The sequence below is a fragment of the Frateuria hangzhouensis genome, assembly GCF_026410505.1.
GTDB classification, from domain to species: Bacteria; Pseudomonadota; Gammaproteobacteria; order Xanthomonadales; family Rhodanobacteraceae; genus Frateuria_A; species Frateuria_A hangzhouensis.
This window is the reverse complement of the sequence record NZ_JAPMIU010000007.1, coordinates 99,918-121,363: the sequence shown is the minus strand read 5'-3', so window position 1 is coordinate 121,363 and position 21,446 is coordinate 99,918. Positions and strand designations below refer to the sequence as shown.

The following is a 21,446-nucleotide window of genomic DNA, read 5'->3' as shown; positions in this document are numbered from 1 at the left end:
CCTCCCCGGGCGAGGGCACGGCCGGTTTCCTGCCGGGCAGGCAGCCTTTCTGCTAGTTTTACGCGTCCTGACGAACGCCGACATCCCCTCCGTGACGCCGAGCCCGACGACCCTGCGCGACCTGCCACCACGCCGCCTGCTTGCGGTCGCCGCCGCCCTCGCCCTGTCCGGCGGGCCGGTGCATGCCCGCATCGCCGCGTCCGGCCAGGTGGAATCGCCCGAGGAGACCACCATGGCCACGCCGGTCGACCGCGGCGCCGACGCATCGAGTTGCCCGCTCGGTGCGTTCCGCTGCCCGCCGCGCCCGGACAATTTCGTGCTGTGCCGCCCCAACGCCCTGCTGGACTTCTACGACCCGACGCTGCCGCACGACCCCGCGCAGCGCGAAACGTCCGACACGGTGGTCGACGCCAGCCACGTGGACAGCTCGGACCAGGCGGTCTACCGGCTTTCCGGCAACGTGCGCATCGAGCGCGCCGACCAGCTGCTGCGCGCCGACCGCATCGACTACAACGACGCCACCACCGACTACGACGCGCAGGGTCACGTGCGCTACCAGGAAGCCGGCCAGTTGCTCAGCGCCGACCGCCTGCGCGGCAACAACCAGGCCAACCACGGCATCGCCGAGAACGTGCGCTACCAGTTGCTGCAGTCGCGCGGCAACGGCACCGCCGCGCGTGGCGAACTGCTTGACGCCCAGCACAGCCGCTACAGCCTGGTGACCTATTCCACCTGCGACGTGGGCCACCACCTGTGGGAAGTGCGCGCCAAGAACCTGAAAATGGACAAGGACACCGGCGTGGGTACCGCGCACGGCGCGACCATGCGGTTCGCGGACGTGCCGTTCCTGTACCTGCCCTACTTCACTTTTCCGCTCGACGATCGCCGCAAGAGCGGTTTCCTCTACCCGGCCTTCGGCAGCTCGAGCCGCTCGGGTACGATGTTCGCCATTCCGTACTACCTGAACCTGGCGCCGAATTACGATGCCACGCTTGAGCCGCGCATCTACAGCCAGCGCGGCGCCCTGCTGGCGAGCGAGTTCCGCTACCTGGTGCCGGGCACGCGCGGCCAGCTCAACATCGAGTACCTGTCCGACGACCGCGGCGGCAACACCTCCGAAAGCCAGCCGACCCGGGGCACCGATCGCTGGTTGCTGAAGTACCGCGACTCCACCCACCTGTGGGGACCATGGTCGTTCGGCACCTCCATCAACCGCGCCTCCGACCGCAGCTACCTGCGCGACTTCGGCAACGACCTCTACACCACCGCGGTAGGCACGCTCACATCCAGCGCCTATGTGCGCGGCCATGGGGATTGGTGGAACGCCTCTTTCGGCGCCAGCAGCTACCAGAACGTGGACCCCTTCCTGCCTGACACCGTGGTGCAGTACAAGCGCTGGCCCAGTGCCCGGCTGGGGTTGGACATTCCGGTCAACCGCTGGCTCGAATTCGGCGCCGACGCCGAGGCCACCGCCTTCCGCAAGGACGAGCGCATCGAAGGCGACCGCCTCGACCTGTATCCGTACCTATCCGCCGACTTCCGCGGCGCGGCCTGGTTCGTGCGCCCGAAGCTGGCCTACCGCTACACCGCCTACCAGCTGGACAGCAATTACGCCAGCTACGGCTACCGCGGCCTGCTCACCGGCACCCAGGCCTCGCCCTTCGAGGACCGCACGCCCAGCCGGGCGTTGCCGATCGCCAGCCTCGACACCGGGCTGATCTTCGACCGCCAGACCTCGCTGTTCGGGTCGTCCTACACGCAGACGCTCGAACCGCGGCTGTACTACCTGTACGTGCCCTACCGCGACCAGGACGACCTGCCGGTGTTCGACTCCCGGCGGATGTCGTTCGACTACTGGCAGCTGTTCTCGGCCAACCAGTTCGCGGGCGCCGACCGCCAGATGAACGCCAACAACCTCACCGCGGCCGTCACCACGCGGTTGCTGGACGACGAAGGCGTCGAGCGACTGTCGGCCAGCATCGGGCAGATCCATTACTTTGCCCCGCAACGGGTGCAACTGCCCAACGGCGCGGTCAGCAGCGCCGCGGCCACCGACTGGACGCGCTCGGATTACGTCGCCCAGCTGGCCGTGCAATTGAACGATCGCTGGCGGCTCAACAGCGCCTACCAGTGGAGCCCGAACAGCCGCAAGACCAACCTGGGCACGCTGGGATTGCAGCGACGCATCGGCGTCGATGGCATCTTCAACTTCTCCTATCGCTTCCGCCGGAACCTGGTCGAGCAATACGACGCCTCCGCCATCTACCCGATCTCAGAACGCTGGCGCTTGCTCGGCCGCTGGGTCTATTCGGTACGCGACAAACGCACCGTCGAGGCACTGGCGGGCGTGGAGTACGACAGCTGCTGCGTCGCCGTGCGCGTGGTCGGGCGCCATTACGTGGTCACCCGCGGACCGGTTTCCGAACGCGGCGAGAGTGACAACGCACTGATGTTCGAGCTGGTTTTCAAGGGCCTGGGCGCCTTCAACGGCAAGACCGAGGACGTGTTGCGGCGTGGTATTCTTGGCTATCAGTAACGGCCTGGCCGCGAACTTTCCGGCGCCGTTGCGATCCACGGTTCTCGGCCGGTCCGAACCGGCCTTCAGATAATCGTCCCTCCAACCATCGCCTGCCGGCGATCGAAGGCTCCCGACCGATGAAGCACCTTTCCGCGCTGCTCCTCTTCGCGCTCACCGCGGCCATGGCCCTGCCGGCGCAGGCCCAGCTCCTGCCCCAGGCACAGGCGAACGACACGGTTTCCGGCACCCAGCCGATCGACCGCATCGTCGCCGTGGTCGACGAAAACGTCATCCTGCAAAGCGAGCTGGACGACGCCGTGCGCTCGATCAAGCAGCAGTACGCCAACAGCCCCGGCCAGTTGCCGCCCGACGACGTGCTCGATCGGCAGGTGCTCGACCGGCTGGTGCTGATGAAACTGCAGGTGTCCAAGGCGGGCGAACAGGGCGTGCGCGTGTCCAACGACGAGGTCGATCAGGCGGTCGCGACGGTCGCGCAGCAGAACCGCATGAGCCCCGCCCAGCTGCAACAGGCGGTCGAGCAGAGCGGCCAGAGTTTCGGCGCCTTCCGCGACCAGTTGGCCGACCAGCTGATGGTCCAGCGCCTCCACCAGAATGTGGTCCGCGACTCGGTGACCATCACCGACAGCGAGATCAACAACCTGCTCGCCAGTCCGACCTACAAGGCCGGCGAGGTGCACCTGGCCCACATCCAGATCTCGATTCCCGCCGGCGCCAGCGCGGACGACATCCATGCGGCCGGAGCCAAGGCGCAGCAGGCGCTCGACGCGATCAAGGGCGGCATGGATTTCACGGCAGCGGCAATCCGATATTCCGACGCCCAGGACGCGCTTGATGGCGGCGACCTGGGCTGGCGCAAGATGGACGAGATCCCGCCGGCCTTCGCCGACACCGTCGCCGCCATGAAACCCGGCCAGGTCAGCTCCGCGCTGCGCGGGCCGACCGGCTTCCACATCATCAAACTGGTCGACCAGCGCGCGCCCAGCCGCCAGGTGGTCACCGAATACCATGCCCGCCAGATCCTGATCCGCCCGAGCGAACTGATCACGCCGGAACAGGCGCACCAGAAGGCGCAGGACCTGTACAAGCGCATCGTCGACAAGCACGAAGACTTCGCCAAGCTGGCGAAGGAGAACTCCAAGGACCCCACCACCGCCAACGCCGGTGGCGACATGGGCTGGTTCCAGCGCGACCAGTGGGGCGCCACCATCGCCCAGCAGTTGAGCCAGCTCAAGGATGGCGAAGTGTCGGCGCCGTTCCAGAGCGAGGCCGGCTGGCACATCCTGCAGTTGGAAGGCACGCGCAAGAGCGACGTGACCGAGGAGGCCGAGCGCAACCAGGCGCGTCAGGCGATCGGCAACCGCAAGGCCGAGCAGGCCTACGAGGATTTCCTGCGCCAGCTGCGCTCCGATGCCTACGTCAACATCCTGGTTCCGGCCCTGAAGGATCCGGAAGCCCGGGACAAGACCTGAGTTTGCCTTGAGCGCGCTGCCGCGACTGGCCCTTACCGCCGGCGAACCGGCCGGCGTCGGTCCCGAGTTGCTGGTGCGCCTGGCGACCATGCCCTGGACGGCCGGGCTCGTCGCCATCACCGATCGCGACCTGCTGGAGCGTGCGGCGGCCCGCTGCGGCGTGGCACTGGAAGTGCTCGACGATGACGGCCTGCCACATACCCACACGCCCGGCCGGCTGCACGTGCGGCACGTGCCGCTCGCGGTACAGGAACGCCCCGGTCAGCCCGACTCTCGCAACGCCGCGCACATACTGACCACCCTGGCCGAGGCCGCCGACGGTTGCCTGGCCGGCCGCTATGCCGCGGTAGTCACCGCACCCTTGCAGAAGGCGTCGATCAACGAGGCCGGCATCCGCTTCAGCGGCCACACCGAATTCTTCGCCGCCCGTGCGGACGCCGACGTGGTAATGATGCTGGCCAGCCCCGAACTGCGCGTCGCGCTGGCCACCACGCACCTGCCGCTGCACGCGGTGCCCGCGGCGATCACCGCCGCAGGCCTGGAACGCACCCTGCGCATCGTGCACCGCGAACTGCAGGACAAGTTCGGGCTCGCGGCGCCGCGCATCGCCGTGCTCGGCCTCAACCCGCATGCGGGCGAGGCGGGCCACCTGGGTCGCGAGGAGCTGGAGGTGATCGAACCGTTGCTTGCGAAGCTGCGCGCGCAGGGCATGCAACTGCTCGGCCCGCTGCCGGCCGATACCGCCTTCGTGCCCGCGCAGCGCGCGCGCTACGACGCGGTATTGGCGATGTACCATGACCAGGCGCTGCCGGTCCTGAAAAGCGAAGCGTTCGACCGCACCGTCAACCTCACCCTCGGCCTGCCCTTCATCCGCACTTCGGTCGACCACGGCACTGCGCTGGACCTGGCCGGCACCGGCCGTGCGGATCCTTCGAGCATGGTGGCCGCGACCCGCATGGCGCTGGATCTGGCCAATCGCTCAGGCAGCACCCCGGCATGAAGTGCCAAGGCCTTCGAGAAACACCATGAACGCCCGCCCCAAGAAAAGTTTCGGCCAGCACTTCCTGCACGAGAAGCGCTACATCGAGCGCATCGTCAGCGCGATTTCGCCGCGCCCGGACGACTGCGTGGTCGAGATCGGCCCCGGCGAAGGCGCCCTCACGTTGCCGCTGCTGGCCGCCGCCGGTCGGCTTACCGCCATCGAACTGGACACCGACCTGATTCCCGGCCTGCAGGCGCGCGCATCCGCGATCGGCGCCCTGGAGATCGTCCATGCCGACGTGCTCAAGGTGGACTTCACCGCGCTGGCGCAGCGCCTCGGCGCGGCGCGCCTGCGCCTGGCCGGCAACCTGCCCTATTACATCTCCAGCCCGATCCTGTTCCATTGCGTCGACCACGCCGCGGCGATCCAGGACATGCACTTCATGCTGCAGAAGGAAGTCGTCGACCGCATGGCCGCCGAACCGGGCAGCAAGGTGTACGGACGACTGTCGGTGATGCTTCAGCTGGCCTGCCGGGTCGAGCCGCTGTTCACCGTGCCGCCGGGCGCGTTCCGGCCGCCGCCGAAGGTCGATTCGGCGGTGGTGCGGCTCGTGCCGCTGGCTGCGCACGAGCGCCACGATGCCGATCCGCAGCGCGTGCATGCGATCGTCAAGGCAGCCTTCGCGCAACGCCGCAAGACCCTGTCCAACGGCCTGAAAACCCTGCTCGGCAGCGACGCGATCGCCAGCGCGGGGATCGACCCGAAAACCCGCGCCGAAACGCTTTCCCCGCAGGATTTCGTGAGGCTCGCCAAGCTTCCGGGTTGAGCCGCGACGTACACGCGCCGGCCCGGCGCAGGCCGTACAATCGACGGATGAATCCCAAAGCTTCCTACACGATCGACGTGCAGGTCGAAACCCGTTTCGTTCCCGACCAGTCCAAGCCCCACGACGACCGCTACGTGTTCGCCTACACCGTGACGCTGCGCAACGCGGGCGACGTACCGGCGCGCCTGCTCACCCGCCACTGGGTGATCACCGATGCCAACGGCAAGGTCGAAGAGGTGCGCGGCGACGGCGTGGTCGGCGAACAGCCGTGGATGCGCCCGGGCGACCGCTACCAATACAGCTCCGGCGCCGTGCTCGACACGCCGGTCGGTACCATGCGCGGCAGCTACCGGATGGTGGCCGACGACGGCACGCACTTCGACGCACCGATCCCATCATTCACGCTGTCCATACCGCGCACCTTGCACTGATGGCACGCACTACCGGGGGTTCGCCTGCAATGGAGCGGCTCTGGATGGACGAGTTCTAATGGCGACATATGCAATCGGCGACGTGCAAGGCTGTTATCCGGAGCTTTCGCGCCTGCTCGACAAGCTGCGGTTCGACCCGGCCCGCGACCAGCTGTGGTTCTGCGGCGACCTGGTCAACCGCGGCGGGCAGTCGCTGGAAACGCTGCGACTGATCCACGGCCTGCGCGAGAACGTGGTGGTCACGCTGGGCAACCACGACCTGAGCCTGCTGGCGATCGCCCAGCGCAAGCCGGATGCGCAATCGCGGGTCAACCCTGAACTGCGCGAGGTGCTGTTCGCCGACGACGCGCCGGTGCTGTTCGAGTGGCTGCGCAACCAGAAACTGCTTCATCATGACGAGGCGCTGGGCTGGGGCATGGTGCATGCCGGGCTGGCGCCTTCCTGGACCTTGCGCCAGGCGTTGCGCGCGGCGCAGGAAGTGGAGCGCGAACTGTCCAGCCCGCGCCACCCGCGGTTGCTCAAGAACCTCTTCGGCAACCGCCCGGCTGCCTGGTCGAGCCGGCTTCAAGGCATCGACCGCTTCCGCGCCACGATCAACACGATGACGCGGATGCGCTACTGCGACGTCAACGGCCGCATCGATTTCGAGGCCAAGGGCATGCCCGGCACGCAGAAGCCCGGCCTGTACCCGTGGTTCGCCGTACCGGGCATGCGCCGGCGCGAGTTGCGCATGGTTTGTGGGCACTGGTCCGCGCTGGGGCGCTTCGCCGGATTGGGCATTCATGCGATCGACACCGGCTGCGTATGGGGCGGCCAGCTGACAGCGCTGCGCGTGGATGGCGAAGAGGAGCCGCAGTACATCACGGTCAACGCCGAGCCGCATCGCAAGCGGCCGCCCGGCGGCGGCGATTGACGCAAGTGCCGGAGCGGGGCGCGGGAAAGCCATCGCTGGCTGCGGCCTGCGCCAGGATGGTCACGATGCAAATTTCCCTGTAGGAGCACACCTTGTGCGCGACCGCCATCCGGGTCGCGCACGGGGTGCGCTCGTACAGGGAAACGAATGACTCCCTTTCGGGCGACGCTTATGGGCGATGCCCTACGCCTGATTGCACCGCCAAAGCATCGCCCACAAGTGGGCTCCTACAGTGGGTGTCGGAAGCTTTCGGGTGTTTCGGGGTTCCCTGCAGCAGAGCGCCCGGCGGGGCTGGGCGCCCTCGATCGCCCTCAGGCCAGCTGGCCGTGGCAGTGCTTGTACTTCTTGCCCGAGCCGCAGGGGCACGGATCATTGCGGCCGACCTTCGGACCTTCGTGCTGCACCGTACCCGGAGCGGCTGGCGCTGGGGCATCGTTGCCCAGCGCATTCACCGGCGCGCCGCCACCACTGGCGAGCATCTGCTGCTGCAGGCGCGCGGCCATGCGCTGCTGCTCGGCCTCCATCGCGGCGACTTCCTCTTCGCTGCGCACGCGGATGCGCGCGAGCATCTGCACCACTTCGCTCTTGATGCGGTCGAGCATGTCGGCGAACAGCTCGAACGACTCGCGCTTGAACGCCTGCTTGGGATCCTGCTGGGCGTAGCCGCGCAGGTAGATGCCCTGGCGCAGGTAATCCATGCTGGCCAGGTGTTCCTTCCAGGCGTTGTCGACCACGCTCAGCATCACGTGCTTTTCGAGCTGGCGCATGGTCTCGGCGCCGATCTGCGCCTCCTTGGCGGCGAAAGCCTGGTCCATGGCCTCGCGCACGTGTTCGCGGATGGCCGCAGCATCGAGCTCCTGCTGTTGCTCGACCCAGCCCTTGAGTCCGGTGGAGATGCCGAACTCGCTGTCCAGCGAGCGCTCGAGCCCGGGGATGTCCCACTGCTCGTCGATGCTGTCCGGCGGCACGTGGCGATGCACGATCGATTCGACCACGTCTTCGCGGATGTCGGCGATGGTGGCCGAGACGTCCTCGCCCTCGAGCAGTTCGTCGCGCTGGCGGTAGATCACCTTGCGCTGGTCGTTGGCGACGTCATCGAACTCGAGCAGGTGCTTGCGGATGTCGAAGTTGTGCTGCTCGACCTTGCGCTGCGCCTTCTCGATCTGGCGGCTGATCATGCGCTCCTCGAGCGGATCGTCCTCCTTCATGCCGAAACGTTTCATCCATCGCACCAGGCCTTCGCCGCCGAAGATGCGCAGCAGGTTGTCCTCCAGCGCCAGGTAGAAGCGCGAGGAGCCCGGGTCGCCCTGGCGGCCGGAACGGCCACGCAGCTGGTTGTCGATGCGGCGCGACTCGTGCCGCTCGGTGCCGATGATGTGCAGGCCGCCGGCCGCGAGCACCTGCTCGTGACGCTTCTTCCAATCGCTCTTGACGCGCTGGCGATCGACCTCGGAAGCATCTTCCGGCAGTGCCGCAAGCGCGACCTCCAGGCTGCCGCCGAGCACGATGTCGGTGCCGCGGCCGGCCATGTTGGTAGCGATCGTCACCGAACCGGGCGCGCCCGCCTGCGCCACGATCTGTGCCTCGCGCTCATGCTGCTTGGCGTTGAGCACTTCGTGCGGCACCTTGGCCTTGGTCAGCAGGTCGGACAGCAGCTCCGAGACCTCGATCGAGGTGGTGCCCACCAGCACCGGCTGGCCGCGCTGGTGGCAGTCCTTGATGTCCTCGACCACGGCGCGGTATTTGGCCTGCTGGCTGAGGAACACGATGTCCAGGTTGTCCTTGCGGATCATCGGCTTGTGGGTGGGGATCACCACCACCTCCAGGCCGTAGATGGTCTGGAACTCGTACGCCTCGGTGTCGGCCGTGCCGGTCATGCCGGCCAGCTTCTTGTACATGCGGAACAGGTTCTGGAAGGTGACCGTCGCCAGCGTCTGGTTCTCGCGCTGGATCGGCACGCCTTCCTTCGCCTCGACCGCCTGGTGCAGCCCGTCGGACCAGCGGCGGCCAGCCAGGGTGCGGCCGGTGAACTCGTCGACGATGATGACCTCACCGTCGCGCACGATGTAGTCGACGTCGCGCTGGTAGATGCCGTTGGCGCGCAGCGCGGCGTTGAGATGGTGCACCACCGCCAGGTTCTTCGGATCGTACAGGCCCGTTTCGGGTTCGATCACGGCGGCCTTCTGCAGCAGATCCTCGGCGTGCGCCATGCCCGCTTCGGACAGGTGCACCTGCTTCTGCTTCTCGTCGACCCAGTAGTCGCCAGCGCCTTCCTCGGTCTCCTGGCGCACCATGTGCGGCACGATCTTGTTCACCGCGACGTAGAGCTGCGGCGAATCCTCGGCCGGGCCGGAAATGATCAGCGGCGTGCGCGCCTCGTCGATCAGGATCGAGTCGACCTCGTCGACGATCGCGTAGTTGAGGCCGCGCTGGTAGCGTTGCTCCTTCGACAGCGCCATGTTGTCGCGCAGGTAGTCGAAGCCGAATTCGTTGTTGGTGCCGTACGTGATGTCGGCGGCGTAGGCGGCGTGCTTGTCGTTATGGTCCATGCCCGGGTAGACCACGCCGACGTCCAGCCCCAGGAAGCTGTAGAGCTTGCCCATTTGCGCCGAGTCGCGGCGGGCCAGGTAGTCGTTGACCGTGACAACGTGCACGCCCTTGCCTTCCAGGGCGTTGAGGTACACCGGCAGCGTACCCACCAGGGTCTTGCCTTCGCCGGTGCGCATCTCGGCGATCTTGCCCTGGTGCAGCACCATGCCGCCGATCATCTGCACGTCGTAGTGGCGCATGCCCAGCACGCGCTTGGCGCCTTCGCGCACCACGGCGAAGGCCTCGGGCAGCAGTTTGTCCAGGGTCTCGCCCTTGGCCAGGCGCTCCCGGAACTCGTCGGTCTTGGCGCGCAGTGCCGCATCGTCCAGCTTCTCGAACTCCGGCTCCAGCGCATTGATGCGTGAGACGGTCTTGGAGAGCTGGCGCAGCACCCGCTCGTTGCGGCTGCCGAAAAGGCTGGTCAGGGCACGATTGAACATCGATCTTCCGTCAGTGAAGGCTTGAGCCCGCGGCGGCCACGGGCGAAAGGAGACATGTTACTACAGCCGCTCCAGCCGACCGGGATGGCGGCGAAAGACGAGGGATTCAAGAGGTCGGCGGCGAGCCAGAAACAGACAGGAGCCCGCTTGCGGGCGATGCCCTCCTGCGGCGCCTGGCCGGGAGCATCGCCCGCAAGCGGGCTCCTGCAAAGGGCGGGCGTGTTCTGCCTTAGCGGTGGCTCTTCACGTAGGCCAGCGGATTGACCACGCGGCCCTTGTACCAGACCTCGAAATGCACGTGCGGGCCGGTCGAGCGGCCGGTGGAACCGGCGCGCGAGATCACCTCGCCCACGTGCACGCGCTGGCCCGGATGCACCAGCAGCTTGCTGTTGTGCGCGTAGCGGGTCATGTAGCCGTTGCCGTGATCGACCTCGACCACGTTGCCGTAACCGCGGCGCACGCCGGTGAAGGTCACCATGCCTTCGGCCACCGCATGCACGCCGGTACCGAACGGCACAGCGATATCGATGCCGGTGTGGCGCGCGCTGTGACCGTCGAACGGGTCCGGGCGCACGCCGAAGTAGGAGGAGATGTAGCCCGCGGCCGGCATGCCGGTCGGCTTGAGATTGGAGTCGATCTTGGCATCGAGCAGCAGGCTCTGCAGGGCCGACAGCTGCGCCTGCTGGGCGTCGAACTGGCTGGCCAGTTGGTCGATGCCGGTGTCCAGCGTCGGCGGCAGGGCATAGGCGCTGCCGGCAGTGTCTTCCAGACCACCCAGGGCGGGCGGCTGGTCGAAACTGAACTCGTTCGGATCGAGCTTGCCGACCTCGGTCAGCCGTTCGCCCAGCGCATTGAGGCGGGTGGACTGGGCCTCGAGCTGGCCCAGCTTGATCGCCAGCGCGTCCAGTTCACGCTGGGAGTCCTTGCGCACGCCCGCCAGTTGCGAGTCCTGATCATGGATCTGCTGCTTCAGCTGGCGGATCTCGGCCAGTGCGCGATCGCGCGGGCTGGAGACGGTCAGCGCCACCGCGGCACCCAGCACACCACACCCGACCACCGCCGCCACCGCCAGGCCCGCCAGCCGCCAGCGCAAGCGGTGCTGGCTGAAGTCGAACGTCTTGGGCACTTTCCTTGAGCGGGATACGAGTATGATCTGCATTGCTTTTTTTTCACTTCAGATGACGGCCATGCAGCGCGCCGGTTCCCCCGCCTCCCACCGCCCCGCCCGTGGCCCCAAGCCGCTGGCCGATTGCGGTTCGTTCGCCTCGCTGGCCCGTAAGGCCGGTGAGCTGGATGCGTTGGATCGTGCCCTGCGCCAGACGTTGCCGATGCCCTTGCGCGAGCAGGTGCGATTTGCCCACCTGCGCAACGGCCGCCTCGTCTTTCTGGCTTCCTCACCGGCTTGGGCGGCGCGCCTGCGCCTGATGCAGGCGCAGATACTCACCACCGCTCGTGCCATCGGCACCAGCGCCAGCTCGGTCACCGTGAAAGTGGCTCCCCCCCTACCGGTCGCAACGGAACCGGATCGGTCAAAACCGCTTTCGCCTGCTGCAGCCGCCCATCTCAAAGCCGCCGCAGCATCCATTACAGACCCTGAACTGAAGGGACTGTTCCTCGAATTGGCGTCCATCGCCGAAACTGCTGAATTCCCGACCGCCAAGGACTGACCAGGCGCGGAGCGCCGTGCCTTCGCGAGGTGCCCGGCGGGCACCGATTTCCCCTTGCCGCCGCGGAGGCGGCAAGTGGTTTATAGCACGGTGGGACGGCAGGTACACCCCGGTACGTGGCCGCAACGTGAAGCCCGGCGTGTTCGGCGCGCGGCGTGCGTCACAGAAACGACGAAGGCCGCCTCTTGCGGGGCGGCCTTCGTGGGTACGTCCTGCGCAGGCTTCAGATGGCCTGGGCGGGGTGCGCGTAGGAGATCGGCGAGACGGCCGGATCGTCCTTGTAAACCACCTCTTCCCACGCAGTGGGATCGGCGATCAGGGTGCGCAGCAGCTTGTTGTTGAGCTCATGGCCGGACTTGTGCGCGTGGTAGGCGCCGATCAGGCTGTGGCCGAGCAGGTACAAGTCGCCGATGGCGTCCAGGATCTTGTGCTTGACGAACTCGTCCTCGTAGCGGAGGCCGTCCTCGTTGAGCACGCGGTAGTCGTCCAGCACCACGGCGTTGTCCATCGATCCGCCCAGCGCCAGGTTGTGCTCGCGCAGCATCTCGATGTCGCGCATGAAGCCGAACGTGCGTGCGCGGCTGACTTCCTTGACGAAGGAAGTGGTCGAGAAGTCGATCTCGGCGCGCGAGGTGCGCTTGGAGATGATCGGGTGGTTGAACTCGATCGAGAAGCCGACCTTGAAGCCCTCGAACGGCTCGAAGCTGGCCCACTTGTCGTCCTCCTGCACCTTCACCGGCTTCTTGATGCGGATGAAGCGCTTGGCGGCGTTCTGCTCCTCGATGCCCGCCGACTGCAGCAGGAACACGAAGGGACCTGCGCTGCCGTCCATGATCGGCACTTCCGGCGCGGACAGCTCGACAATGGCGTTGTCGATACCGAGGCCAGCCATCGCCGACAGCAGGTGCTCGACGGTGGAGACGCGCACGTCGCCCTTGACCAGGGTGGTGGACAGGCGGGTGTCGCCCACGCAATCCGGTCGCGCATGGATGTCGACCGGCGGGTTCAGGTCGGTACGGCGGAACACGATGCCCGTGTTCGGCGCGGCGGGACGCAAGGTCATGTAGACCTTGTCGCCGGTGTGCAGGCCGACGCCGGTCGCACGGATAATGTTCTTGAGCGTACGCTGCTTGATCATTTTTATTGGTACCAGTGTGGGCAGCAGCCAATCAGGGGACGGATGCTAACACAGTCTTAACCTGCAGCAATAGCAAACCGTACCGTACAGTCTGGTCGCGTCTTCAGAATTCCTTCATACGTGATGGCGATCACGAAGTCGCCTAATTTCCCGTCGCCTCAAACAGTTACCGCGACACGTCCCCTGCGCCGGGAGGACGGGTTTCCGGCGCAAGGGGACGGACAGGCCGGCGGCTCCCTGCCGGCCGGTGCGCGCGCCGGTCCTCGGCGCGCTGTCTTCATCTGGAAATCACCCGACGGACGGTCACGAAATCCACACAGGCGGTAGCCGCCTGTCAGACCGTGTCTGCACTGACCCGTCGATCTGGTGTTTCGTTCAATTTTCGCAAGGTTCTCCGGTGAAGACGTTCAGTCGGCCTGGCGGCGCAGGAACGCCGGGATGTCTAGGTAATCCAGGCTCGGGTCAGCGCCCTTGGCCGGCGGTTCGGCCCGGTGCGAGGCAACCACGTCCGGCGCGGCGTAGTCGACCACCTCGTTACCGGTGCCCGTGCGCAGCACGACCGGGCGCGGACGCTGGCGCATCTCCACCTGCTGGGTGGCGGCGGCGACCGGCCGCACCGGCTGCCGGGCGCCGGCGCGGTTCAGGCCGGTGGCGACCACGGTCACACGCACGTCGTCCTGCATCTCGGCATCGAGCGAGGTGCCGATCACCACGGTGGCGTCTTCGCTGGCAAAGTCGTGGATGACCCGGCCGATCTCGTCGAATTCGCGCATGGTCAGGTTCGGACCGGCGGTGACGTTGACCAGGATGCCGCAGGCGCCGTTCAAGTTGACGTCCTCCAGCAGCGGGTTGTTGATCGCCGCCTCGGCCGCCGCCTGCGCGCGATCGTCGCCGCGGGCGGTGCCCGAGCCCATCATCGCCATGCCCATTTCGGACATCACCGTGCGCACGTCGGCAAAGTCGACGTTGATCAGGCCCGGGGCGGTGATCAGGTCCGCGATGCCCTGCACGGCGCCCTGCAGCACGTCATTGGCCGCCTTGAAGGCGTTGAGCAGCGTGACCTCGCGGCCGAGCACCGACAGCAGCTTCTCGTTCGGCACGGTGATCAGCGAGTCCACATGCTGGGACAGGTCTTCGATGCCCTTCATCGCCACCTGCATGCGGCGCCGGCCCTCGAACGGGAACGGCTTGGTGACCACCGCCACCGTGAGGATGCCCTTCTCCTTGGCCAGCTGGGCCACGACCGGGGCCGCACCGGTGCCGGTACCGCCGCCCATGCCGGCGGTGATGAACACCATGTCCGCGCCTTCGAGCATCTCCTCGATGCGCTCACGGTCCTCCAGTGCTGCCTGGCGGCCGACTTCCGGATTGGCGCCTGCGCCCAGGCCCTTGGTGACATTGGCGCCGAGCTGCAGATGCGTGCGCGAGCCGCAGTTCTTCATCGCCTGCGCGTCGGTGTTGGCGACGACGAACTCGACGCCCTCGATGTTGGCGCTGAGCATGTGCGCGACGGCGTTGCCGCCGCCCCCACCCACGCCGATGACCTTGATGACCGCGTTGGGTGCCAGTTTTTCGATCAATTCAAACATTTCCCGTCCTCCGTAGAGCTTCGTTGTCGTTGTAACCGCGGGTCCGACTCCCTGCCGGCCTGCGGTGGTGGGCGAACCTCCATTCGCCCTGCGTTGGCGCTCCGCACCAGCGCTTAAAAATTCCTGGTGATCCAGCCGCGTACCTTGTCCACCAACCCGCCGACGCTGCCGCCGACCGGATGGCTGATGCGCACGCCGCCGGAGCGCGCGCCATGCAACAGCAGGCCTACGCCGGTCGAATGCAGCGGATTGGCGACCACTTCGCCCAGGCCGGTGACGTGCTGCGGCACGCCGATGCGCACCATCTTGTGGAAGATCTCCTCGGCCAGCTCCAGCGCGCCTTCCATCCGGGAGGCGCCGCCGGTCAGCACCACGCCGGCGGCGACCAGGCTGTCGTAGCCAGAGCGGCGCAGCTCGTCCTGCACCATCTCGAAGATTTCCTCGTAGCGCGCCTGCACGCTCTGCGCGAGCGACTGGCGGGCGAGGCGGCGCGGCGGGCGGTCGCCCACGCTGGGCACCTGGATGGTTTCCTCGGCGTGGGCGAGCTGGGCCAGCGCGCAGGCGTACTTGATCTTGATCTCCTCGGCATGCGCGGTCGGCGTATGCACGCCGTAGGCGATGTCGTTGGTGACCTGGTCGCCGCCCACGGGCAGCGACTTCGTGTAGCGGATCGAGCCCTGCGTATAGATGGCGATGTCGGTGGTGCCGGCGCCGATGTCGACCAGGCATACGCCGAGCTCGCGCTCGTCGTCGGTCAGCACCGACTTGGCGCTGGCCACCGCCGAGGGCACCAGCTCGTCCACGGAAAGGCCGCAGCGCTGGATGCACTTGGAGATGTTCTGCACCGCGGCGGCCGCACCGGTGACCAGGTGCACGGAGGCTTCCAGGCGCACGCCGCTCATGCCGACGGGCGAACGGATGCCGTCCTGGCCGTCGATGCGGTATTCCTGCGACTCCTTGTAGAGAACCTTGCGGTCGGCCGGAATCGCCACCGCGCTGGCCGCCTCCAGCACCTGCTCCAGGTCGCCGGGAGTGACCTCGCGGTCGCGGATCGCCGCGGTGCCATGCGAGTTCTTGGTTTCCAGATGGCTTCCCGAGATCGAGGCGAACACCGAACGGATGTCGCAGCCGGCCATCAGTTCGGCCTCTTCCACCGCGCGCTGGATCGAGTGCACGGTCGATTCGATGTCCACCACCGAGCCGCGCTTCATGCCGCGCGAGACGTGCGAGCCGATGCCGATCACCTCGATCGCCTCGCCCGGCTCGTACTCGCCGACGATCGCGGTCACCTTGTGGGTGCCGATGTCCAGGCCGACGACCAGCTGCTTGTCGTTGCGCGTCTTCATAGGGTCAGGCTCATGTGCGGGGCGCCCCCGCGGCAGGTGCGTCGGCGTCGGGCCAGCGCACGGCGAATCCATTGGTGTAGCGAAGGTCGGCGTAAGCGAAGGCGGCCGGATGGCCGGCCATCACCTGCGGATAAACGTCGAGGAAGCGGCGCAGGCGCTTGCCGGCCTGGACGCGGTCGCCCAGCACGATTTCGGCGCCCACGTCGGTGGCCAGGCTCCAGCTGCCACGCTCGGACAGCGTCACGCCGGCGACCTTCAGCGGAGTGCCGGCGACGGCCTTGAGCGCATCGGCGTAGAAGGCCACCACCTGGGGCATCTGTGCGTCCGGCCCGTGCAGGTCGGGCAGCGGCGCGGCCACCGCGGCTTCGCCGCCGTCGAACAGCACGCCCTGGCGGCTGATCAGTCGGGTGCCGTTCCAGCGCGCGAACGGCCGGCGCTCGTAGATACGCAGGATCAGCGTGTCCGGCCAGCGCTTGCGCGCCTCGACCGATTCCACCCACGGCAACGCCGCCACCGCCTGCTGCACGGCGTCGAGGTCCAGCGCGAAGAAGCCGTGGCCCAGTCGCGGCAGCACGGCGGCGCGGATCTGCTCGGCGCCCACGTGCTTGAACTCGGCCTGCACGGTCAGCCGGGTCACCGGCCAGCGATCGGCCGCGAACCAGCCGCGCAGCACGCCGACCACCGGCAGTACGACCAGCGCGACGGCCAGACACCAGGCGACGAGGCGGATGGCACCTTTCACCGGGCGTCTCCTTCGGAGTCGCGGGATTCGGCAAAGCCGCGCCCGAGGCTGGTTTCCAGTACGCGCCAGCAGACTTCTTCGTAATCGATGCCGGCGACTTTCGCCGCCTTGGGCACCAGCGAGTGCGAGGTCATGCCGGGGGCGGTATTGACCTCCAGCAGGAAGTTGCGGCCGGCGCGGTCACGCATCACGTCGACACGGCCCCAGCCGTGGCAGCCGAGCGCATCGAACGCCTGCCGCGCCAGCGTGCGCAGCTCCTCTTCGGCCGGGCCCTGCAGGCCGGGGCAGAGGTACTGGGTGTCCTCGGCGACGTATTTGGCGTTGTAGTCGTAGAACGTCCCCTTGGGCACGATATGGATCGAGGGCAGTACCTGGCCGCCGAGGATGGCGACGGTCATCTCGTCGCCCTCGATCAGGGTTTCCATCAGCAGATCGCCCGGGTAGCGCGCGGCCAGTTCCACGGCGCTGTCCAGATCGCCCTCGGCAAAGACGCGGGTCACGCCGACGCTGGAACCCTCGCAGGCCGGTTTGACGATCAGCGGGAAGCCGACTTGCCTGGCGGCCGCGTGCACCGCCTGCGCGTCGGCGCCGCGCTCCAGCGCGACGAACACCGGCGTCGGCAGGCCGAGCGACTGCCACACGCGCTTGGAGCGCACCTTGTCCATCGACAACGCCGAGCCGAGCACGCCCGAGCCGGTATAAGGCACGTTGAGCGACTCCAGCGCGCCCTGCAGCACGCCGTCTTCGCCACCGCCATGCTGGCCGTGCAGGATATTGAACACGCGCGCGAAGTGGCCGGCGCGCAGCGCGTCGAGCAGGGCCGGGATACCGTCGATGGCGTGAGCATCGACGCCACGGCTCCTGAGCGCCGCCAGCACGTTGCGGCCGGAGTCCAGCGACACCTCGCGCTCGGCGGAGCTGCCGCCCATGACCACGGCGACGCGCCCGAACTGGGCGGGATCGCTGATGCGTTGCGCGCCGGGATTCACAAGTCGGGATTCGGGATTCGGCATCAGTCCGCCCCTTTGGTCTTGAGTTGGCCCGCCTGGGCGAGCTCCACCGCCGCCGCGCCGATATCGCCGGCCCCGAGCAGCAACAGCAGGTCACCGTCGCGCAGCAGCGTCGGCAGCGTGTCCTTGAAATCGCGCGGATGCTCGACCAGCACCGGATCGACCTTGCCGCGGGCACGCACGGCGCGGGCCAGTGCGCGGCCGTCGGCACCGGCGATCGGCGCCTCGCCGGCCGGGTAGACCTCCGTGAGCACCAGCACGTCGGCCTCGGCCAGCACGTTGGCGAAGTCGTCCATCAGGTCGCGTGTGCGGCTGTAGCGGTGCGGCTGGAAGCCGACCACCAGCCGGCGCTCCGGCCAGCCGCCGCGGGCGGCGGCGAACACGGCGGCAAGCTCGCGCGGATGGTGCCCGTAGTCATCCACCAGCAGCGCACTACCCTGCTCCAGCGCAATCTCGCCGCGGCGGTGGAAGCGCCGGCCGACGCCCTGGAAATTTTCCAGCGCGCGGGCAATCGCCTCGGCTTCGACACCCAGCTGCCAGCCGATGGTGGCGGCGGCCAGGGCGTTGAGCACGTTGTGCCGGCCCGGCAGATTGAGTGTCACCAGCAGCGGCTCGGCGCGGCCGGGCAGGTGCAGGTCGAACAGCATATGGAAGCCGTCCTGACGCACATTGGCGGCGCGCACGTCGGCGTCCTTCGAGGCGATGCCGTAGGTCATCACGCGGCGGGTGGTGTCCTTCGCCAGCGCCGCCACTTCCTCGTCGTCCACGCACAGCACGGCCAGCCCGTAGAACGGCAGCCGGTGCAGGAAATCGGCGAAGGCCTTTTTCACCTGGGCGAAGTCGCCGCCGTAGTTTTCCAGATGGTCGGCGTCGATGTTGGTGACCGCTGCGATCACCGGCGAGAGCAGCAGGAACGATCCGTCCGACTCGTCCGCCTCGGCCACCAGGTACTGTCCGGTGCCCAGCCGCGCGTTCGCGCCGGCGGCATTGAGCTGGCCGCCGATCACGAACGTGGGGTCGTAGTTGGCCTCGGCCAGCACGCTGGCGACCAGGCTGGTGGTGGTGGTCTTGCCATGCGTGCCGGCGATCGCCACGCCGCGTCGGAAGCGCATCAGCTCGCCGAGCATTTCCGCGCGCGGGATCACCGGGATGCGCGCGGCGCGGGCGGCGACCAGCTCGGGATTGTCCGCGCGGATCGCGCTGGAGGTGACCACCACGTCCGCATCGCCCACGTGCGCGGCTTCGTGGCCGATGCGCACGTCGATGCCGAGCGCGGCCAGCCGCTGCGCGGTGGGCGAGTTGGCCTTATCCGAGCCGGAGACGGCATAGCCCAGGTTGTGCAGCACCTCGGCAATGCCGCTCATGCCGACGCCGCCGATGCCAATGAAGTGCACGCGGCGGAAGGTGCTCATAAGGTCTTCATGCGCGAGCAGGCGGCGCGGCGTCATGCGGCCACCTCCAGGCAGGCGGCAGCGATCGTTTCGGCCGCCTCGGGCTTGGCCTGCGTGCGCGCGGCCTTGGCCATCGCAATCAGCTGGCGGCGATCGGCCAGCAGCGCGGCGAGACGCTGCGCCAGTTTCTGTACGTCCAAATCACGTTCCTGGATCAGTTCGGCGGCACCGACTTCCACCAGCGCCTGCGCGTTGCCGGTCTGGTGGTCGTCGACCGCGTACGGGAAAGGCACCAGCACGGCGCCCAGGCCCGAGGCGGTGAGCTCGGCGATGGTCAGCGCGCCGGCACGGCACACGGCGAGGTCGGCCCAGCCATAGGCGCCGGCCATGTCCTCGATGAATGGCACCACGTCGGCCTCGACACCCGCTTGTGCATAAGCGGCGCGGGCTTCGTCGAGGCCGCGACTGCCGCACTGGTGGCGCACCTGCGGACGCTGCCCGACCGGGATCAGCGCCAGTGCCTGCGGCACGGCGAGGTTCAGCGCGCGCGCGCCGAGGCTTCCGCCCAGCACCAGCAACTGCGTCCGGCCCGCGCGCGCAGCAAAACGCTCGCCCGGCGAAGGCAACGCGGCGATGGATGCGCGCACCGGGTTGCCGACCCACTCGCCGCCCGGCAGTGCATCGGCAAAGCCGGCCAGCACGCGACGGGCGAAGCCGGCCAGCTTGCGGTTGGTGTAGCCGGCGACGCGATTCTGCTCATGCACCAGCAGCGGCGTGCCGGTCAGCCGCGCGGCCACGCCACCGGGACCGGCCACGTAGCCGCCCATCGACAGCACGCTGCGCGGGCGCACGCGCCGCAGCACGCGCAACGAGGCGAGCAGCGCCCGTGCCAGCATCAGCGGCGCCAGCAGGCGCGTCTTCAGGCCCTTGCCGCGCAGGCCGCCGACCGTGATGGTGTGCAGCTCGATGCCGTGCGCCGGTACCACCCGCGTCTCCATGCCGCCGGCCGCGCCCAGCCACGCCACCGGCACGCCCTGCGCGCGCAGCACGTCGGCCACGGCAAGGCCGGGGAAGATGTGGCCGCCGGTGCCGCCGGCCATGATCAGCACGGGCGCTTTCGAGGCACTCATGCGGCCACCGCCTCGCGCTCGCGTGCAGGCGCCGCGGTGACCGTGTTCGCGTCGGCGACGGCCACCGCTGGCATGCGCGTGGCCATCTGCCGCGCATCCAGCGCGCGGTTGATCTCGAAGGTGGCGCGCAGCAGCACGCCGGCCATGGCGCAGGTCATCAGCACCGAGGAGCCGCCGGAGCTGATCAGCGGCAGGGTCAGGCCTTTGGTCGGCAGCGCGCCGAGGTTCACGCCGATCGACACCATCGCCTGCAGGCCCAGCATCAGCGATACGCCGAAGGCCACGTAGCCGGCAAAGCGCTGGCCCACTTCCACGCCCTTCAGGCCCAGGTACAGGCCGCGCCCGACCACCAGCGCGAACAACCCGATCACCAGCGCCACGCCGGCCAGGCCAAGCTCTTCGCCGATCACCGCCAGGATGAAGTCGGTGTGCGCCTCGGGCAGGTAGGACAGCTTGAGCACGCTCGACCCCAGGCCCACGCCCGTCCACTCGCCGCGGCCGATCGCCATCAGCGACTGGGTCAGCTGGAAGCCGTCGTTGAACGGATCCTTCCAAGGGTCCATGAACGAGGTCAGCCGCTTCATGCGGTAGCTTTCGCTGGTCGCCGCGACCACCAGCGCCGGCATCAGCGGCAGCCCCATCAGGAACAGATACAGCGGGCGCGCGCCGCCCAGCCAGACCATGCCGATGGTGACGCCGATGATCAGCGTGGCCGAGCCGAAATCCGGCTGCGCCAGCAACAGCAGCACGATGGCGCCGGCGACCAGGATAGGCCGCAGCAGCCCCCAGAATTTCGTCTCCACGCTTTCGCGGTGGCGCACCAGGAAGCTGGCCACATAAACGACCAGGATCAGCTTGACCGCCTCGACCGGCTGGAAGCTGGTCACCAGCAGGTTGAGCCAGCGGCGTGCGCCGTTGATGCGCATGCCCAGGTGCGGCACGAAAACCGCCACCAGCAACAGGCCGCCGAACAGCAGCAACGGCAGCGCGAACTTCTCCACCTGCCTCAGTTCAGTGCGCATGGCGATGCCGGCGAACAGCAGCCCCAGCGCCAGGTAGAACAGATGCTTCTTGAGGTAATAGAACGCACCGATCTGCTGGCTGTCGGCCACGGCGATAGAGCTGGAGGTGACCATCACCACGCCGATGCTGGCCAGCGCCACGAGCGCGACCAGCAGCGGCAGGTCGAAGCTGCCGCGCGGCCCGTGCCGCTTGATCGCCTGGCTGGAGCCGAAGCCGAACAT

Annotated in this window: 17 protein-coding genes; 7 read left to right on the top strand and 10 right to left on the bottom strand. The window is 68.0% G+C overall.

Annotated features, from left to right (window positions below):
* The first annotated feature begins 91 nt into the window (after positions 1-91).
* The 6 genes from OSC30_RS09585 (at position 92) to OSC30_RS09560 (ending at position 7,160) form a co-directional block, all read left to right on the top strand.
* Entirely contained in the window at positions 92-2,536 is a 2,445-nt protein-coding gene (locus OSC30_RS09585; RefSeq protein WP_267171617.1) for an LPS-assembly protein LptD, read from the top strand.
* Positions 2,537-2,655: 119 nt separating this feature from the next.
* Positions 2,656-4,008: a peptidylprolyl isomerase gene (locus OSC30_RS09580; protein ID WP_267171616.1), complete on the top strand. Its 1,353-nt coding sequence runs from the start codon at positions 2,656-2,658 to the stop codon at positions 4,006-4,008.
* A 7-nt stretch (positions 4,009-4,015) separates the two neighbouring features.
* Positions 4,016-5,008: a 4-hydroxythreonine-4-phosphate dehydrogenase PdxA gene (pdxA, locus tag OSC30_RS09575; RefSeq protein WP_267171615.1), complete on the top strand. Its 993-nt coding sequence runs from the start codon at positions 4,016-4,018 to the stop codon at positions 5,006-5,008.
* A gap of 25 nt (positions 5,009-5,033) precedes the next feature.
* The gene (gene rsmA / locus OSC30_RS09570) at positions 5,034-5,816 is read left to right on the top strand and encodes a 16S rRNA (adenine(1518)-N(6)/adenine(1519)-N(6))-dimethyltransferase RsmA (protein WP_267171614.1); all 783 of its coding nucleotides are present in this window, start codon (positions 5,034-5,036) and stop codon (positions 5,814-5,816) included.
* A gap of 47 nt (positions 5,817-5,863) precedes the next feature.
* Positions 5,864-6,247 (top strand): Co2+/Mg2+ efflux protein ApaG, encoded by a 384-nt coding sequence (gene apaG, locus OSC30_RS09565; RefSeq protein WP_267171613.1) that lies wholly within the window; start codon positions 5,864-5,866, stop codon positions 6,245-6,247.
* A 58-nt stretch (positions 6,248-6,305) separates the two neighbouring features.
* Positions 6,306-7,160 carry a symmetrical bis(5'-nucleosyl)-tetraphosphatase gene (locus OSC30_RS09560; protein WP_267171612.1) on the top strand — a complete coding sequence of 285 codons (855 nt, stop codon included), beginning with the start codon at positions 6,306-6,308 and terminating at the stop codon, positions 7,158-7,160.
* 311 nt (positions 7,161-7,471) lie between these two features.
* Here the strand turns inward: OSC30_RS09560 and secA are convergent, their stop codons facing one another.
* A complete protein-coding gene (secA, locus tag OSC30_RS09555; RefSeq protein WP_267171611.1) occupies positions 7,472-10,189 on the bottom strand; it encodes a preprotein translocase subunit SecA in 2,718 nt (905 codons plus the stop codon).
* Between the two features lie 229 nt (positions 10,190-10,418).
* The gene (locus OSC30_RS09550) at positions 10,419-11,348 is read right to left on the bottom strand and encodes a peptidoglycan DD-metalloendopeptidase family protein (RefSeq protein WP_267171610.1); all 930 of its coding nucleotides are present in this window, start codon (positions 11,346-11,348) and stop codon (positions 10,419-10,421) included.
* Between the two features lie 28 nt (positions 11,349-11,376).
* Between OSC30_RS09550 and OSC30_RS09545 the strand changes: the two genes are divergently transcribed.
* Positions 11,377-11,856, top strand: coding sequence for a DciA family protein (locus OSC30_RS09545; RefSeq protein WP_267171701.1), 480 nt, complete (start codon positions 11,377-11,379; stop codon positions 11,854-11,856).
* Positions 11,857-12,079: 223 nt separating this feature from the next.
* Here the strand turns inward: OSC30_RS09545 and lpxC are convergent, their stop codons facing one another.
* The 8 genes from lpxC to ftsW all read right to left on the bottom strand — a co-directional run bounded on the left by lpxC (position 12,080) and on the right by ftsW (position 21,446).
* Positions 12,080-12,994: a UDP-3-O-acyl-N-acetylglucosamine deacetylase gene (lpxC, locus tag OSC30_RS09540; protein ID WP_267171609.1), complete on the bottom strand. Its 915-nt coding sequence runs from the start codon at positions 12,992-12,994 to the stop codon at positions 12,080-12,082.
* Positions 12,995-13,401: 407 nt separating this feature from the next.
* Positions 13,402-14,583, bottom strand: coding sequence for a cell division protein FtsZ (gene ftsZ, locus OSC30_RS09535; protein WP_267171608.1), 1,182 nt, complete (start codon positions 14,581-14,583; stop codon positions 13,402-13,404).
* 113 nt (positions 14,584-14,696) lie between these two features.
* Positions 14,697-15,929 carry a cell division protein FtsA gene (gene ftsA, locus OSC30_RS09530; protein ID WP_267171607.1) on the bottom strand — a complete coding sequence of 411 codons (1,233 nt, stop codon included), beginning with the start codon at positions 15,927-15,929 and terminating at the stop codon, positions 14,697-14,699.
* Positions 15,930-15,939: 10 nt separating this feature from the next.
* Positions 15,940-16,671, bottom strand: coding sequence for a cell division protein FtsQ/DivIB (locus OSC30_RS09525; RefSeq protein ID WP_267171606.1), 732 nt, complete (start codon positions 16,669-16,671; stop codon positions 15,940-15,942).
* Positions 16,668-17,684 (bottom strand): D-alanine--D-alanine ligase, encoded by a 1,017-nt coding sequence (locus OSC30_RS09520; protein ID WP_267171605.1) that lies wholly within the window; start codon positions 17,682-17,684, stop codon positions 16,668-16,670. The genes OSC30_RS09525 and OSC30_RS09520 overlap by 4 nt, the downstream gene beginning before the upstream one ends.
* Positions 17,684-19,129 carry a UDP-N-acetylmuramate--L-alanine ligase gene (murC, locus tag OSC30_RS09515; RefSeq protein ID WP_267171604.1) on the bottom strand — a complete coding sequence of 482 codons (1,446 nt, stop codon included), beginning with the start codon at positions 19,127-19,129 and terminating at the stop codon, positions 17,684-17,686. The genes OSC30_RS09520 and murC overlap by 1 nt, the downstream gene beginning before the upstream one ends.
* Positions 19,126-20,202 (bottom strand): undecaprenyldiphospho-muramoylpentapeptide beta-N-acetylglucosaminyltransferase, encoded by a 1,077-nt coding sequence (gene murG, locus OSC30_RS09510; RefSeq protein WP_267171603.1) that lies wholly within the window; start codon positions 20,200-20,202, stop codon positions 19,126-19,128. Before murG ends, murC begins: the two co-directional genes overlap by 4 nt.
* Positions 20,199-21,446: a putative lipid II flippase FtsW gene (gene ftsW, locus OSC30_RS09505; protein ID WP_267171602.1), complete on the bottom strand. Its 1,248-nt coding sequence runs from the start codon at positions 21,444-21,446 to the stop codon at positions 20,199-20,201. The genes murG and ftsW overlap by 4 nt, the downstream gene beginning before the upstream one ends.